Source organism: Streptomyces sp. M2CJ-2 (assembly GCF_016757295.1).
Taxonomy (GTDB): Bacteria; Actinomycetota; Actinomycetes; order Streptomycetales; family Streptomycetaceae; genus Streptomyces.
In genome coordinates this window covers 86,066-101,570 of record NZ_JAESIF010000022.1, presented here as the reverse complement: position 1 = coordinate 101,570, position 15,505 = coordinate 86,066, and the positions used below count along the sequence as shown (strand labels likewise).

General features: G+C 72.6%; 12 protein-coding genes. 10 read left to right on the top strand and 2 right to left on the bottom strand.

Annotation, left to right across the window (positions count from 1 at the left end; translation table 11 throughout):
- Both JL475_RS18870 and JL475_RS18865 read left to right on the top strand, forming a co-directional pair.
- Window positions 1-711, top strand: a 711-nt coding sequence (locus JL475_RS18870; RefSeq protein WP_202278903.1) for an IS110 family transposase, incomplete at its 5' end; no start/stop codon positions are given.
- 1,100 nt (window positions 712-1,811) lie between these two features.
- Window positions 1,812-5,147 (top strand): BTAD domain-containing putative transcriptional regulator, encoded by a 3,336-nt coding sequence (locus tag JL475_RS18865; RefSeq protein WP_202278902.1) that lies wholly within the window; start codon window positions 1,812-1,814, stop codon window positions 5,145-5,147.
- 4 nt (window positions 5,148-5,151) lie between these two features.
- Here the strand turns inward: JL475_RS18865 and JL475_RS18860 are convergent, their stop codons facing one another.
- Window positions 5,152-6,159, bottom strand: a complete 1,008-nt coding sequence (locus JL475_RS18860) for a beta-ketoacyl-ACP synthase 3 (protein ID WP_307825101.1) — start codon at window positions 6,157-6,159, stop codon at window positions 5,152-5,154.
- A gap of 177 nt (window positions 6,160-6,336) precedes the next feature.
- Between JL475_RS18860 and JL475_RS18855 the strand changes: the two genes are divergently transcribed.
- From JL475_RS18855 to JL475_RS18820, 8 genes are all read left to right on the top strand, one after another.
- Window positions 6,337-7,809 carry a DHA2 family efflux MFS transporter permease subunit gene (locus tag JL475_RS18855; RefSeq protein WP_202278901.1) on the top strand — a complete coding sequence of 491 codons (1,473 nt, stop codon included), beginning with the start codon at window positions 6,337-6,339 and terminating at the stop codon, window positions 7,807-7,809.
- 247 nt (window positions 7,810-8,056) lie between these two features.
- Window positions 8,057-9,784 carry an AMP-binding protein gene (locus JL475_RS18850; protein ID WP_202278900.1) on the top strand — a complete coding sequence of 576 codons (1,728 nt, stop codon included), beginning with the start codon at window positions 8,057-8,059 and terminating at the stop codon, window positions 9,782-9,784.
- Entirely contained in the window at window positions 9,781-10,758 is a 978-nt protein-coding gene (locus tag JL475_RS18845) for a ribonucleotide-diphosphate reductase subunit beta (protein ID WP_202278899.1), read from the top strand. Before JL475_RS18850 ends, JL475_RS18845 begins: the two co-directional genes overlap by 4 nt.
- 74 nt (window positions 10,759-10,832) lie before the next feature.
- Entirely contained in the window at window positions 10,833-11,096 is a 264-nt protein-coding gene (locus JL475_RS18840; RefSeq protein WP_202278898.1) for an acyl carrier protein, read from the top strand.
- A gap of 34 nt (window positions 11,097-11,130) precedes the next feature.
- On the top strand, window positions 11,131-11,814 hold the full coding sequence (locus JL475_RS18835; RefSeq protein ID WP_202278897.1) for an SGNH/GDSL hydrolase family protein: 684 nt from the start codon (window positions 11,131-11,133) through the stop codon (window positions 11,812-11,814).
- Window positions 11,814-13,430 (top strand): GMC family oxidoreductase, encoded by a 1,617-nt coding sequence (locus JL475_RS18830; RefSeq protein WP_202278896.1) that lies wholly within the window; start codon window positions 11,814-11,816, stop codon window positions 13,428-13,430. The genes JL475_RS18835 and JL475_RS18830 overlap by 1 nt, the downstream gene beginning before the upstream one ends.
- Window positions 13,431-13,489: 59 nt before the next feature.
- A complete protein-coding gene (locus JL475_RS18825; protein ID WP_202278895.1) occupies window positions 13,490-13,861 on the top strand; it encodes an SCP2 sterol-binding domain-containing protein in 372 nt (123 codons plus the stop codon).
- Window positions 13,862-13,972: 111 nt separating this feature from the next.
- On the top strand, window positions 13,973-15,235 hold the full coding sequence (locus JL475_RS18820) for an acyl-CoA dehydrogenase family protein (protein WP_202278894.1): 1,263 nt from the start codon (window positions 13,973-13,975) through the stop codon (window positions 15,233-15,235).
- Here the strand turns inward: JL475_RS18820 and JL475_RS18815 are convergent.
- Window positions 15,204-15,485: a hypothetical protein gene (locus JL475_RS18815; protein WP_202278893.1), complete on the bottom strand. Its 282-nt coding sequence runs from the start codon at window positions 15,483-15,485 to the stop codon at window positions 15,204-15,206. The genes JL475_RS18820 and JL475_RS18815 overlap by 32 nt on opposite strands.
- Window positions 15,486-15,505: the final 20 nt, after the last annotated feature.

Here is a 15,505-nt window from a genome sequence, read left to right as displayed (position 1 = left end):
GCCCAGCTGCTGCGGGCCGACCTGCTGCCGGAGGCGTGGATCGCCCCGCTTCAGGTGCGGCAGCAGCGGGCCCTGCTGCGGCACCGCTGTCAGCTGGTGCGGCTGCGGACCCTGTTGCGCAACCGAATCCACGCCGTCCTGGCGGACCAGGGCAGCGACCGGCCCGGCGGCTGCTTCACCGCCCCCGGCCGGGCCTGGCTGGGCGGCCTGGACCTGCCGGACGCCTCGCGTCACGTGGTCGACGATCTGCTGGGCCTGATGGACGCCCTCAAAGAGCCGATCGACGCCCTCGACCGGCAGCTGCTCGCACAGGCGCGGGGCGACCCCCGGGTCAAGGCGCTCACCCGGCTGCCGGGGGTCGGCACGCTCACCGCCTCGGTGATCGTGGCCGAGGTCGGGGACATCAGCCGCTTTTCCTCCGCGCGCAAGCTCACCGCCTGGGCCGGGCTGACGCCCACCGTCCGCGGCTCGGACCTGACCGTGCGGCACGGGCACATCTCCAAACAGGGCTCGCCCTGGCTGCGGTGGATCCTGTGCGAGGCCGCCCAGACCGCCAAGCGGTCGCCGGAGTTCGCCGATGCCTACCAGCGCCTCGCGCACCGCCGCGGCAAGAAGATCGCCACCACTGAGGTGGCCCGCCGCCTGCTGGCCCGCGCCTACCACCTGCTGCGCGATGTGCAGGCCCCACACGACCGGCGGGGGGCGCGATGACAGCAGCCGACAACCGCCACGGGCGGTCGCAGCCCCCGGGTGAGCTCGCCTTTCCGCATGAGACGGCCGGATGGCCGCGCTCGATGACCTGACTGAGCAGCCCGGATCCCCGCACCATGGTCATGGCGCCGGCCCTGGCGGCCGGACGCCGAATGGGTGCTTGTGAGACCACTCTGCCGACCAGCACGGACTCCGGGGATCGCAACGACCGTATCCACGACCAACGGTGACGCTTCCTCGGCCTCCATTCTCGATCGCCGCTCGTCGGCCTCCACCTCGTTCGTCCTCGCCCCGCTCGTTTCTCGCGGGGCTCCGGGCGCTCCAACTGGACCCCTCCCATGCGGCGATCCCACGGCCTGACACGAGGAAGATCCGCAAGGAAAACGCCCCGGCATCCCACCGAAAAGCCGCAGGCGGGGATCGTCTGCGCCTCTTGACGGGCCCGGCCCTCATGGGTGCGGAAATGTTCTTTCGGTTGTTTCAGGCTCGTGCCCGTTCATGCAGCCGGAAGTCCCAGAAAAGTCCCAGGGGACTCCCGCGGTCCGCGGCCACTCTTTCGGCTCTATGCAGCTTGTGCAGGTGCCGTGTGAGACGGTGATCACGCTTCGATGTCCACGTTCGGCTTTGCCCTGCGCGATCGTGGGCTGACGTGTTCGCGGCGACGCGCGCGGAGTCCACTGAGGCCGGCCGGTGCCACCTCCGGTAGGGACGTTATCCCGATGACCGGGCTGTGCAGACAGTCGCGACCAGTCGGTCATCGCCGGGACTGTGCCTTCGGCGGGCGGCGTCGTGTGGCGCGGGCGGACGGGCCGAAAGCGCACTCGAGATCCGGCTGTATCCCGACCTCCCCATGGTCAGCACCGACCACGCTGACGCCCGTCGGCACCTGATCCGTCACGGACCTCGGTCCGCCACCGTCATTCATGGCGATACAGCCATGAATGGTCACATCGCCCGGAATCCCGTACGGCCACGTTACGTTCGCCATGAACGGCACAAAGTGATTGCTCTCCGATGCGTGTTCGAGAATTCTTGAGCGCGCACTGCGAAGGAATCCATGAGGTCGCCCGGCCACTGTCGAACCTTGAGCGGAGTCCACTGTGATCGACCTGCGGGTGCTGGGACCGGTACGAGCCTTGGCCGACGAGCACGACCTGGACATCGGGCACGCGCGCCAGCGCAGCCTGCTGGCCATGCTGCTGGTGGACGTGAACAACGTGGTGCCCAGCGAGCGGCTCGCCGAACTCGTCTGGGACGACCGGCCGCCGCGGCAGGCACGCAACACGCTGGCCGGGTACGCGACCCGGCTGCGCAAGGTCCTGGCCGCCGCCCCCGGACGACCGGTCCTGTTGTCCGAGGGCGGCGGGTACGTCCTGCGGGTCGACCCGGCGGCCGTGGACCTGTACCGGTTCCGAGACCTGGCGGGCCGGGCCGCCGCGGTCCGGGACGACGAGGAGCGCTGCGGGCTGCTGCGGTCCGCGCTGGCACAGTGGTCGGGGGCCGCGCTCGGCGACCTGTGGGGCACCCGCGTCGAGTCGCTGCGCACGACGCTGGACGGCGAACGGCGGGCCGCCCTGCTGGACTTCTTCGACGCACAGCTGCGACTCGGCCGGCCCCAGGAGATCCTCACGCAGCTCCAGGGACTGACCGAGGAGCGGCCGTACGACGAGGAGCTGGCACTCCGTCTGGTCCTGGCCCACCGCGACAGCGGGAACCCGGCGGCGGCGCTGCGCACGTACGAGGCGGTCCGGGCGCGGCTGGCCCGCGAGCTGTCGACACGTCCCGGTGAGGCGCTGCGCAGGGCGGGTGAGCGGCTGCTGCGCCCGGAGCGGCCGCCGGAGGACGGGGGCGCCGCGCCGTCCGTCACCGCGCGGGCCCACGAGCAGTTACGGATGCCCGACGACACCGGGTACTTCGTCGGCCGGGAGAGGGAACTGCTGGAACTGGACGCGCTGTTGACGCCGCCCCGCGCCTCGACGCCGGCCACCGGGCCACAGGGCGGCAACCTCGCCGTGATCAGCGGCATGGCCGGGGCCGGCAAGACGACGCTGACACTGCGGTGGGCGCAGCGGGCTCGCGCGTCCTTCCCCGACGGGCAGTTCTTCGTGGCACTGCGGGGGCACGACCGGCATCTACCGCCCCTGGAACCCGCCGAGACGCTTGCCCGGGTCCTCCTCGCGCTGGGGCTGCCGGCCGCCGACATCCCGTTCGGGCTCGACGAACGGGCAGCGCTGTACCGTACGTTGCTCGTCGGACGGCGGGTGCTGCTCGTCCTGGACGACGCGGCGGGCCCCGAGCAGGTGCGCCATCTGCTGCCGCCGAGCGTCGACAGCAGCGCGGTCCTGGTGACCTGCCGGGACCGGATGCCGGGGCTGACCGCCGCCTACTTCGCCGGTGAGGTGCTGCTCGACGCCCTGGACGACACCTCGGCGCTCGACCTGCTGGCCTCGCTGGTCGGCAGCGCGCGCGTGGCGAGGGAGCCGGAGGCGGCGGCCGGGATCGTACGGGCCTCCGGGCGGCTGCCGCTGACCGTGCGGCTCAGCGGTGCCTATGCCGCGAACCACCCCGACGAGCCGCTGGACAAGGTGCTCGCACGGGTCCCGATCGCGGACAGCACGGACGCGCGCGGGGCGATGGGCCGGGCGCTGGACCTGTCGTACGGCAAGCTGGCGGCGGCCCAGCGGCAGCTGTTCAGACAGCTGGGTGTGATCCCCGGCACCGAGTTCGGGCGGGACGCGGTGGCGGCGCTGGCGGACTGCTCGTTCGCCGTGCTGGAGGACCGGCTCGGTGCGCTGGTGCGGGCGAATCTGCTGTCCGAGTGTGCCCCGCGCCGGTACCGGATGCACCACATGGTCAAGGAGTACGCCATGGGGCGCGCGGCCGAGGAGGACCCCTGGGAGACGCACCGGGACGTCCTGCTGCGCCTTCTGGAGTGGTACCGGAAGTCGGTGGAGCGGGCCAGCCTCGCCAACGGCATCCAGATGTCGGGGGCGCACCGGGCCGCGGTCGGGGCCTCCCTCGGTCAGGGGGGCGGCCGGGCGGAGGAAGGGCCCGAGACGGGGCCGGATCCCGTGACGGACGATCCGTACGACCCCGGAATGCTGAACGGCAAGGACGGCGAGGTCGGCATCGCCTGGCTCGACCGGGAGAAGGCCAACCTCTGTGCGGCCATCAAGCTCGCCTCGGAGCTGGGGCTGGGACCGGCGAGCTGGCGGCTGGCCGACGCGATGCTCGGCTTCATCCGGCTGCATCCGGGCGGCGACGACTGGTCGGCGGCGGTGGAGGCGGCGCAGAACGCGGCGGCCAAGTCGGGCAACCCGCGGGCGAACACGGCGATGCTGCTCAACATCGCCGACTCGCGGTACCGCAAGGGCCGGTACTCCAGCGAGCGGCGGCTGGCCCGGGAGGCGCTCACCATCAGCCGGGACTCGTCGTGGCGGGCCGGGGAGGCGCTCTCCCTGGCCGTCCTCGGCCGGTCGTATTGGTCAGTGGGGGCGATAGGGCTGGCGAACCGGTACCTGCGCGCCGCGCTGCGCATCCACGAGAGTCTCGGCGACCTGGCGGGGCAGGCCAACGCCCTGGGCCGACTGGCCCGCAACGCCTACGACGCGGGCGACCCGGTGTCCGCCCTGCGCGACTTCCGCAGCTCGCTGGAGCTGGCGGAGCACGCCGGTTCCCGGTTCGGGCAGATCCGGCTGCCCGCCTACATCGCGCTGTCACTGCGTCAGCTGGGTCAGTACGCGAAGGCGGACCAGTGGTGCGAGATGGCGATCACGGCAAGCCACGAGATGGACTTCCACGAGGGCGTGGCCATCGCGTTGACCTGCCGGGCGACCCTCTTCAGCGACCTCGGGGAGCACACCCGCGCGGTGATCACCGCGCGGGAGGCGCACGTCGCCGTGCCCCATCTGTCGGACCCGCGCATCGAGGCGGACTGCCTGATCAGGCTGGGCAGCGTCGAGGCCGCGGCGGAACAAACGGATCTGGCCATGCACAGCTTCGGCAAGGCGCTGTTGCTCTCGGAGCAGATCCACTACTGGCAGGCAGCGGCGCGCGCCCAGGCCGAGAGTGCCGCCGCCTATGTACGGCTCGGCCTGTACGAGGAGGCGCTGGCGGCCGGACGACGCGCCCGGCGCGTCCTCCAGCGATGCGACATGCGCCTGGTCACGGCGCAGACGCTCGTCTCGGAGGCGGACTGCGCGATGGCTGCCGGACGCTGCGCGGCCGCCATCGCCGGCTACCGCCGGGCGGCCGCGCTGTACCGGGCGGCGGGCCACCCCCTGGGTGAGGTACGGGCCCTGCTGTCCTGGGGCCGCGCCGCCGGCACCGCGCCGGACCACGGCCGCCCCGACCGTCCCTGGCGCCGTGCGCTGCGGCTGGCGGAGACCCTCGCCGTGCCGGAGGCGGACACTTTGCGGACCCTGCTGGGCACCTGAGCGCTCAAGGCATGCGTACCACCATCCCGGCGTACGTCAGTCCTGCCCCGAAGCCCACCAGTGCCGCGAGGTCTCCCTGACGGAGGGTGCCGGAGGTGCGCATGCGGTTGAGGGCCAGGGGGATCGACGCCGCCGAGGTGTTGCCCTGGTCCACGATGTCGCGGGCCACGGCGACCCCGGCGGGGAAGCGCACGCTCTCGGTGACCGCCTCGATGATGCGCAGGTTGGCCTGGTGCGGGACGAACGCCTGGACGTCGCCGGGGCCGACACCCGAGCGTGCCAGCACCTCCCGTACGACCTCGGGCAGGTGCGTCACGGCCCAGCGGAAGACCGACGAGCCCTGCATCCGGATGACGGGACCTCCGTGCTCCGGCTCCTCCCGTACGGTGATCGTCTCGCGCAGCCCGGGATCCGTGCCCCACACCACGGTGCCGATGCCCGGCTCCGTGCCGCGCCCCACCAGGGCCGCGCCCGCCCCGTCCGAGAACAGAAAGGCGGTCGAGCGGTCGAGCGGGTCGAGTATGTCCGACATCCGCTCCACGCCGACGACCAGACAGGTGCGGGCCCGGCCGGCCGTGACGGACGCGGCTGCCAGGGCTAGTCCCACGGTGAAACCCGCGCAGGCGGCACCGAGCTGCCAGGCGGGGGCCGGTATCCCCAGCCGGCGTCCGATCTCCGCGGCGAGCCCGTCCGCCGCCGCCCCGGTGCCCGCCGCGCCGATGTCCGACATGGTGGCGACCAGCACCTGGTCGACCTCGGCCGGTGCGACACCGGCGTCGGCGAGCGCCTTCCCGGCGGCCGTGGCCCCCATCTCCGCGAGTGTCTCGTCGGGCCCGGCGAAGCAGCGGGTGCGGATACCGCTGCGGCGCTGGATCCACTCGGGTGAGGAGTCGAGGGTGCGGCAGATCTCCTCGTTGGTGACGATCCGTCGGGGCCGGTAGTCCCCGATGCCGAGCAGAACCGCATGGTGGCGATCCGGCCCGGGGGCATGCGCGGCGTGCGTGGTGTTCACACGGGACTCCTGTCGTCGCCGGCAGCAGCGGCCTCGCTCCCCGCCTGCTGCCTCGCTGGCTGCCTTCCCCTGGGCTACGCGCGGGGACCGCCCCATCCCCCGTGGCTTCCGCTTGACAGTCACATACCTACGGTATGTACTCACATACCCAAGGAATGTTAGTTGGAAGGATCGACAGTGACCTCAGGCACGCTCGCGTCTAACGCCGAGCCCTCGACCGCGGGGAAGACACTGCTGCTCACGTCGGCAGCCACGTTCATGGCCTTCCTCGACACGACGATCGTCAACGTGGCCTTCCCGGCCCTGCACGAGGACTTCCCGAAGGAGTCCGTGACCGACCTGACCTGGGTGGTGACCAGTTACGGCATCCTCTTCGCCGCCCTGCTGACCCCGGCCGGGCGCTTCGCCGACGTCCTGGGACGGCGCAAGCTGTTCCTGTGGTCGGTCGCGCTGTTCAGCGTCGCGTCCCTCGCCTGCGCCGTCGCACCCGACATCGAGACGCTCATCGCCGCCCGCGCGGTCCAGGGCATCGGCGCGGCCGGCATGATCCCCGCCGCGCTGGGGCTCGTCCTGTCCGAGACACCCGCGGAGAAGCGGGCCGAGGCCATCGGCATCTGGGGCGCGGCCGGCTCCATGGCCGCCGCCGCCGGCCCCTCGCTCGGCGGTCTGCTGGTCAGCGAGATCGACTGGCGCGCGGTCTTCGTCCTGAACGTCCCGATCGGGCTCGCCGTGCTCTTGGGCGCCCTGCGTCTGCCCGAGCGCCCGGTGGAGAACTCGAAGCTGCCCGACCTGCTCGGCACGGCCACCGTCACCCTCGGCATCGCCGGCGTCGTCATCGGCCTCACCAAGGGCGGCGACTGGGGCTGGGACGCGGTCAGGACATGGGGCTGGATCGGCGCCGGTGTCGTCCTCGTGGCCTACTCGCTGCTGCGCTCCGGCAAGCACCCGGCTCCGGCCGTGGAGACCGGGCTGTGGCGCACGCCGATGTTCGCTGCGGCCAATCTCACCGCGTTCCTGCTGGGTGCCGGTCTGTTCGTCTGGTTCCTGTCCGGGCCGCTGTATCTCACCACCATCTGGCACTACTCCGTGCTCAAGGCGGGTCTCGCCGTCACCCCGGGCGCGGTGCTCTCCGCGGTCGCGGCCATCTGGGTGGGCCGCCGTCTGAAGCCGGAGCAGCAGCGGCCGGTGGTCATCGTGGCCGCCGCCGCCTTCCTCGGGCTGAGCATCTGGGCGTACACGGGTCTCGGCTCCGAGCGGGAGTTCCTGGCCCTGTGGCTGCCGTACGGCGCCCTCGGCGGGGCGGTGCTCGGTGCGGCGCTCACCAGTGTGACGACCGCGGCGTCCATCTCCGTACACCCGCTGAAGTTCGCCACCGGCACCGGTATGAGCACCACCGCCCGGCAGTTCGGCGGGTCGGTCGGTGTCGCCTCAATGGCGGCGGTGTTCGCGGCGGGCGACCTGAGCAAGCCGCAGCCGTATCTCAACGCCTTCCTGCTCGCGGGCATCTTCATCGCCGCCTCCGCGGTGCCGGCGCTCTGGATGTTCACCAAGAAGTCGATGGCGCAGATCGCCGAGACCCAGCAGCAGATCCATGCCCATATGAGGGCGCAGGCCGAGGCCGCCGCCACGCCGTCCGCGGACCGGGGCTGATACCTGCACCACTCCGAACGCCGGCCACGGTCACATCCCCCGCGGCTGCGGCCGGCCCGGGCGGGGCCGCGACTCCGAAGGAATCGCGGCCCCGCCCCACAGGGTGGCGCGCCCGGCCGACGTCCTCTCTGTTCCCCCGTCACCGGAGCTCACCGGGCGCTTCAGGAAAACCGCGATTGCCGCGAGGGGTGGCATCCCCCAGCCCGTAACACAGGACGAGAGCCCATCGGTTCGATGAGGGGAATTGATGAACGCAGTCCTCGACTGGCTGGACTCCCCCGCGCCCGAGCGTGGAATCCACTACTACCGAAACGGCGGCTGGCACCTGAGCGACTACGCGGGCATCGCCTCGGCGGCCCGCCGGACGGCCGCCTTCCTGCACGCGAACGGCGTCACCAAAGGAGTCGTGTCCCTGCTCATCGAGGAGCCCGAGACCTTCGTCCCGGCGTTCCTCGGCACCATGTACGCGGGAGCCACCCCGTCCCCGATCGCCTCACCCGTCGCCTTCGGCGGGCACGAGGCCTTCACCGAGCACGCGGCCGCGGTCCTCGGCGCCGCCGCCCCGGCCGCCGTGCTGACCGACGGCCGGCTCGCCCCGCTCGCCGGCGCGGCGTGCGCGAAGGCCGGGGCGGGCAGGCCCCTGGTGCTGCCCGCCCCGGCCGGACTGCCCGACGCCGACGGCCTGGCCCGCCGTACGGCGGAACTCGCCCTGCTCCAGTTCACGTCCGGCTCCAGCGGTACCCCCAAGGGGGTCCGAGTCACCGGCGACAACCTCACCGCCAACGTCCGCGCCATCCACGGCTGGCTCGGGGTGACGAGCGAGGACTCGTGCTCGTCGTGGCTTCCGCTCTACCACGACATGGGCCTCATCGGGACGTTCCTGGGCTCCGTCGTGGCCCAGATCGACCTGTGGCTGATGAGCCCGGTCGACTTCATCCGCTCCCCGGCCCGCTGGCTCGACTGCCACGGTCGGCACGGGGTGACCATCACCACCGCACCCAACTTCGGCTACGGATACGCGACGTCCCGCGTGCGCGACGAGGAACTGGAGAACACCGACTTCTCCAACTGGCGGGTCGCGATGAGCGGCGCCGAGCGGGTGGACGCGCGGGTGGTCGCCGACTTCACCGAGCGGCTCGCCCCGTACGGCTTCGACTCCCGCGCTCTCACGCCCTGTTACGGCATGGCCGAGACGACGCTCGCCGTCACTGGCGTCCGCCCGGGCGTCGGGGCACGCATGGTCCGGCCGGCCGGCCCGCTGAACACCGGGGTGCCGGTGACCGTCGTCGGCTCGGGCACCCTGGGCCTCGACCGGCCGGAGGACGCCGCGGGCTGGATCGCCTCCTGCGGCACGCCGGTGCCCGGGACCGCCGTCGATGTCGTCGACGACGACGGGGCACCGCTGCCCGACGGCACGTTCGGGGAGATCCGGGTCCGGGGCACGTCCGTGGCAGACGGCTACGAGTCGTCCGACCCCGCTGCCAACAGGCCCTTCGGCGAGGACGGACTGCGCACCGGCGACGCCGGTTTCCTGCTCGACGGCGAGCTGTACGTGGTCGGAAGGATCGGCGACAGCCTCAAGGTCCGCGGGCGCAAGGTGCACGCCGAGGACCTGGAGGCGGCGCTCGTCTCGGTCCCCGGGGTGCCACCGGGCCGCTGCGCGGTGGCGCTCGGCGCCCGCGACGGACGCCCGGGCGCGGTGATCGTCGTGGAGGCGCCCGGCGACGGCTGGCTGGAGGCCGTGACCGGCACGCTGCGTTCCGCCCTGGACACCTCGGTCGCCGTCACCGTGGTGCGGGCCCGGCGCGGCACGATCCCGCGGACCTCCAGCGGCAAGCCGCGCCGCCGGCTGCTGTGGCGCCGGGCGGGCGAGGGCACGCTCGCCGGCGACGTACTGCACAGCACACACCAGCACCACCACCTGACAGAACCGACCGCACCGACCGCACCGCAACTGGATGGGGCAGCAACATGAGCGTCACGACCGCCGGGCTCGTACTCGACGTCACCGAGACAGCCCCCGAGACCGCCGCCGAGCAGCGCGGCCGACTCGCGAACTCCGCGGCTCTGTACCGCCGCTGGGAGCGCCAGCAGTGGGCCGTCGCACAGGTCGACCCCGCGCGGGACGCGGCGACCTGGCAGGCCCTCACCCCCTTCTCGCGTGAGCAGATGCTCGGCTCGCTCGGCGAGCTGGAGGTGGGCGAGGTCACGGTGACGCACACGCTGGGGGCGCTGATCGACGCGCCGCCCACCGAGGACGACCGGATCTTCCTGTGCACCCAGCTGGCCGACGAGGCGCGGCACGTGCGGTTCTTCCAGACGTATCTGGAGGAGAGCTGCCGGATGACTCTGGACTCGGTCGAGGAGGGTGCCGACTACTCGGACGTGTTCGCCCCCGTGCTCACCCGGGCCACCGACGCGGTGCGGGCCGACGGGGAGGACCGCGAGTCCTGGTACCGCGCGCTCATCTACTACCACCTGATCACCGAGGGCGTGCTCGCGGCGACGGCCCTGCGCACCACCCGCTTCATGGCCCGCCGGCTGAAGCTGGAGGCCCTGGAGGAGGGGCTCACGAACGTCACCCGGGACGAGTCGCGGCATGTCTCCTTCGGTCTGCGCGCCGCGCAGGACGGGGTCGCCGGCGGGTTCGCCCAGGTGATCGAGGACGCGCACTTCGAGTCGCTCGGTGCGGCGGCCTGGGTCCTGATCGGCCCCTCCCGGCACAACCCGGCGCCCGCACTCCGCGCGGCCCTGCTCAGCCGCGCCGCCCAGATCCGGGGCAGCGTCGAGATCGCCCGGGAGCGCCTGGCGAAGCAGCTGCGTCTGGTGGGTCTGCCGCACCTGACCGAGAAGGCCGTCGCCTCCTGGGACCTTGCGGTGGAGACCGCCCTCGACGCCTACGCGGAGCGCTGGAACGCACCGCACCCGATCCGCGCCGCCTCGGCCTGAGGAACGCCGGCCCCGACACACGAAGCAGTCAGCGGGCCTGAGATCAGAGATACACGGAAAGGAACAAAGGGGACATGGACAACGGTACGTTGCGCGCACAGGTCCGTCGGATCGTCGGGGAGATGAGCCCGCTCGGCGCCCGTGAGGCGCACTCCGGGGACCGGCTCGTCGAGGAACTCGGCTACGACTCGCTCGCCGTCATCGAACTCTCGCTCCGGATCGAGCAGGAGTTCACGCTGATCGACCTCGGTACGAGCGCCACGGCCGACATCACCACGGTCAAGGACATCGAGGACTTCGTCGAGCAGCAGCAGGCGGCACCGAGCGACGCCGCCTGATCCACCCACCCGCCCAGAGAGGTACGACGAGAAGATGACGACATTCGATCTGCGCAGCGAGACGGACGACCCACTGACGCTCTCCCGCGAGGAGTCGGTACGCCTGCTGCGCGGGGCCCCGTGGCAGCGGCTCGCCGTGATGGGCGACAGTTTCGCCGCCGGTCTCGGCGACCCCAGCGAGGGGTACGCCCCGGTGCCGTGGCCGCTGCGGATCTCGGCCGCCCTCGGCTCCGGGAAGCCCGACTTCGGCTATCTGAACACCGGAGTCAAGGGCAAACGGACCGGCGAGGTGCGGGTCGAGCAGCTGGACCAGGTCCTCGCCTTCGAGCCGGACCTGGTCAACGTGGCGGCCGGCGGCAACGACCTGTTCGACGCCGAGCCGGACCTGGACGGTGTCGAGGCCGACCTGGACGCCATGTACCAGGCGCTGCGGGCCCAGGGTGCGGACATCTTCACGTTCACCGTGACCAACGTCTTCGAGTCGGTACCGGAACTGGCGGTCTTCAGCGACCGTACGGCAGCCCTCAACGAACGCATCCGCGCGGTGGCCCGGCGCCACGACGCCGTGCTGATCGAGATGTGGCACCACCCCGTACGGCTGCGGCCCAACCTGATGAGCGCCGACGGCATCCACTTCGCGATGGAGGGGCATGCCGCCCTCGCCGCCGAGATCGTCAAGGCCCTCGGCGCGCGGATCGCACACCGCGCGGAGACGTGATGGGCGCCGAACGCACCGTGCGCTACGTCGTCATCGGCGCGGGCTCGGCCGGCTGTGTGCTGGCCGAGCGGCTCAGCGCCGGCGGCGACGGACAGGTGATGCTCATCGAGGCGGGCGGCCCGGACCGGCGCGCCGAGATCAGCATCCCCGCGGCGTTTCCCGCCCTGTTCGGCACGTCGGCGGACTGGGGTTACCGTACGACCCCGCAGCCGGGGCTCGACGGGCGCAGTCTGAACTGGCCGCGCGGGCGCACCCTCGGCGGCTCGTCCTCGCTCAACGCCCAGATCTGGACCCGCGGCCACCGCGCGGACTTCGACGGCTGGGCCGAGGACGACGGGTGCACGGGCTGGTCGGCCGAGGAGGTACTGCCGTACTTCACGCGGGCCGAGGACCGCTCCGGCACGGGCGCCTACGGATCCGGCGGGCCGATCCGCATCGAGAACCTGCGCGATCCGAGCCCGGCCACCGCCGAGTTCCTGGGCGCCTGTGCCGAGGCGGGACTGCCCACCCTGGACGACGGGCATCCGCTGGAACCGGAGGGCGCCGGGCCGGTGCGGGCCACCCAGCGTGAGGGACGGCGGTGGAGCGCGGCCGACGGCTATCTGCGGCCCGCGCTGCGGCGCGAGAACCTCACCGTCCTCACCGACGCCCGCGTCGAGCGGATCCTGATCGAGGACGGCCGCGCGGTCGGCGTCGCCTGCATGACCGCCGACGGACCGGCCGAGGTGCGTGCCGACGGCGAGGTCATCCTGGCAGCGGGGGCGATCGGCTCCCCGCAGCTGCTGATGCTGTCCGGCGTGGGGGACGCGGACGAACTGCGCGGGCACGGCATCACCGTGCACGCCCACTCTCCCCGGGTCGGGCGGGGCCTTGCCGACCACCTCTACGTCCCGCTGGCGTTCGAGGCCCACGGCCGGGTGACCCCGGGGGTCACCGACCGGCGGGGCGAGATCGCCGACTTCCTGCGCGGCCGGCGCGGGCGGCTGACGTCCAACCTCGCGGAGGCCGTCGCGTTCCTGCGCAGCGACCCCGAACTCACGGCGCCCGACCTGGAGTTCGTGTGGATGCTGGTGCCCTTCCTCGACCAGGGGCGGGCCCCGCAGGCACACGGCGTCACCCTGGGCGTCGTGCTGCTGCGGCCGCGCAGCCACGGCACCGTCCGGCTCGCCTCCGCCAACCCGGCGGCGCACCCGGTGATCGACCCGCGCTATCTGTCCGACCCGGACGGCGACGACCTGCGGGTGCTGTCCGAGGGGATGCGCCGGGCCCGGCACGTCCTGACCCGGCCCGCGCTGGCGGGACGGCTCGGGGCGGCGCTGACGCCGGGGGCCCTCGACCCGGACTCCGCCACGGTGCATGCCCTGGCCCGGGCCCACGCGGAGACCCTGTACCACCCGGTCGGCACCTGCGGCATGGGGGCGGAGCCGGACGCCGTACTGGATCCGCTGCTGCGGGTGCGGGGTGTAGCGGGGCTGCGCGTGGTCGACGCCTCCGCGCTGCCGTCCCTGCCGCGTGGGCACACCCACGCGCCCACCGTGATGCTCGCGGAGCGTGCGGCCGACCTGATTCTCGCCGACGCGGCACCGCGCCGCCCCGGTGTCCTGGCCCATCGCTGACCCGCCGCCCTCGATGACCAGCCTTTGACCAGCCTCATGAGACGAAAGGCAGTACGACTGTGACCGTTCAGAACCCGCAACTGTTCATCGACGCCTTCCGAGCGGCCCTCACCGACGCGGAGTTCGCGGCCCTGCTCAAGGAGCGCGACTTCTCCCTCCAGTTCGTCCTGACCGAGGGCGCCGACACGGCCTTCCTGCTGGATTCCGACGGCGTGCACGACAGCGCGCCCCGCCCGGCGAGCCTGCGGCTGGAGGTGCAGCCACAGGCGCTGCACCTCATCCTCCTCGGCCGGCTCGGCGTGACCCGGGCGATCGTCGCCCGCAGCCTCGCCGTGAAGGGCCCGGTGTCCCAGGTTCGCCGGCTGGCGGACTACCTGCCGTCGCTGGGACGCGCGTACGCGCAGCTCGTCCCGGCACCGTCCGCCGCCTGACACAGGTTCCGTGTCGCGCGGCGGCGGGCACGGCACCGGCCGTACCCGCCGCCCGCGACGTCACCGCCACCGTTCACCACCATCGCCCGCCACCACAGAAAGCCGGCTGCTGTGATCGCGACCACCACCACCGCCGTCCCGAACGCCCCGACCCTTTCCGACCTGCGCGCACTCAACGAAGCGGCCATGCCGTCGCTGTTCCAGCTCCCGCCCGAGGTGGAGGAACTGCGCGACGAAGTGCGTGAGTTCGCGCAGACCGTGGTGAAGCCGCGGACCCTCGCCAACGACCTCGCCCCGGCCGACGACTTCGACTGGGAGATGGTCGAAGCCGGCCACCGGCTGGGCCTGCTGCGCCTGACCATCCCCAAGGAGCTCGGCGGCCGGGGCATGGGCGTGCTCGGCGTGGCCGTCGCCATGGAGGAACTGGCCTCGGTCTGCGCCAGCACGGCGCTGATCTTCGGCGCCTCGCTGCTCGGCCAGACATCCGTGCTGTTCTCCGGCGACCAGCAGCTCCAGTCCCGCTTCCTTCCCGCGTTCCTCGGGGACGCGCCGGTCCTGGCCTGCAACGCCATCACCGAGGAGACCGCTGGCTGCGACCTGCTGATACCGGAGCACGCCGAGCTGGCCGAGGACGTGATGACGGCCCGCCGGGACGGCGACCACTTCGTTCTCAACGGCGTCAAGCGCTTCATCACCAACGGCAAGGTCGCCGAGTGGGCGGCCGTGTTCGCCAACATCGAGGGCAACCCGGGCGCCACCGGACTGACCGTGTTCATCGTGCCGCTGGACAGCGGGGGAGTCACCCGCGGCGACGTGGCCGACAAGATGGGCTACCGGGCCTGCCTGGGCACCACACTCCACTTCGAGGACGTCCGGGTGCCGGAGGAGAACATCGCCTTCGGGGAGGGCGGCGGCTGGAACTACCTGACCGTCCAGTCCAACCAGGCCCGTTCGATCGTCGCCGCGCTCTCGACTGGGGTCGCCCGGGGCGCCTTCGAGATCGCCAAGGAGTGGGCGGGCGAACGGGTCCAGGCCGGCAAGCCGCTGTACGAGCACCAGTTCACGGCCCGCAAGCTGGCCGAGATGTCCTCGAAGATCGAGGCCTCGCGGCTGCTGTATCTCCAGGCGGCCCACCAGGCGGACAATATGCTGCCCGCCCCCGTCTACGGCCCGGCCGTCGCGAAGCTGTTCGCCGACCGCGCGGCGATCGAGGTGGCCGAGGAGGCGATGTCCATCGTCGGGGCGCGCGGCTACTGCCGTGACCACGCGGTGGAGAAGCTGGTTCGGGAGTCGTTCGGCGCCCGGATCTACGAGGGCACGCCGGAGGTGTTGGCCCTGGCCATCACCGGTGCGCTGTACGGGCGCCGGCTGTGACGCCGGCACCGCACACCGACCGGCCGACGGCGCCCCGGACGGCGGCGGGCCGGGCCACGGCACCACAGGCAATCACGGCCCGGACCACCGCTCCGCGGACGCCGCCGGCCCGGACCACCGCGCCCCGGGCCCGGGCCGCCGCGTTCTCGGCCGCGTCGTACATCGAGGCCACGGTGGCCTCGGCGGCCCGCTGCACCCGCCTGTCGCTGGACCCGGACCTCGTGCCGGAGTCCGCGCCCGCACCTGCCACGACGCCGCCGTCCTCCGACA

Excerpts from the sequence above, each read along its gene's own strand:
- JL475_RS18850 (WP_202278900.1), top strand. The coding sequence starts at position 8,057 with ATGAACGCAGTCCTCGACTGGCTGGACTCCCCCGCGCCCGAGCGTGGA.
- JL475_RS18845 (WP_202278899.1), top strand. The coding sequence starts at position 9,781 with ATGAGCGTCACGACCGCCGGGCTCGTACTCGACGTCACCGAGACAGCC.
- JL475_RS18840 (WP_202278898.1), top strand. The coding sequence starts at position 10,833 with ATGGACAACGGTACGTTGCGCGCACAGGTCCGTCGGATCGTCGGGGAG.
- JL475_RS18835 (WP_202278897.1), top strand. The coding sequence starts at position 11,131 with ATGACGACATTCGATCTGCGCAGCGAGACGGACGACCCACTGACGCTC.
- JL475_RS18830 (WP_202278896.1), top strand. The coding sequence starts at position 11,814 with ATGGGCGCCGAACGCACCGTGCGCTACGTCGTCATCGGCGCGGGCTCG.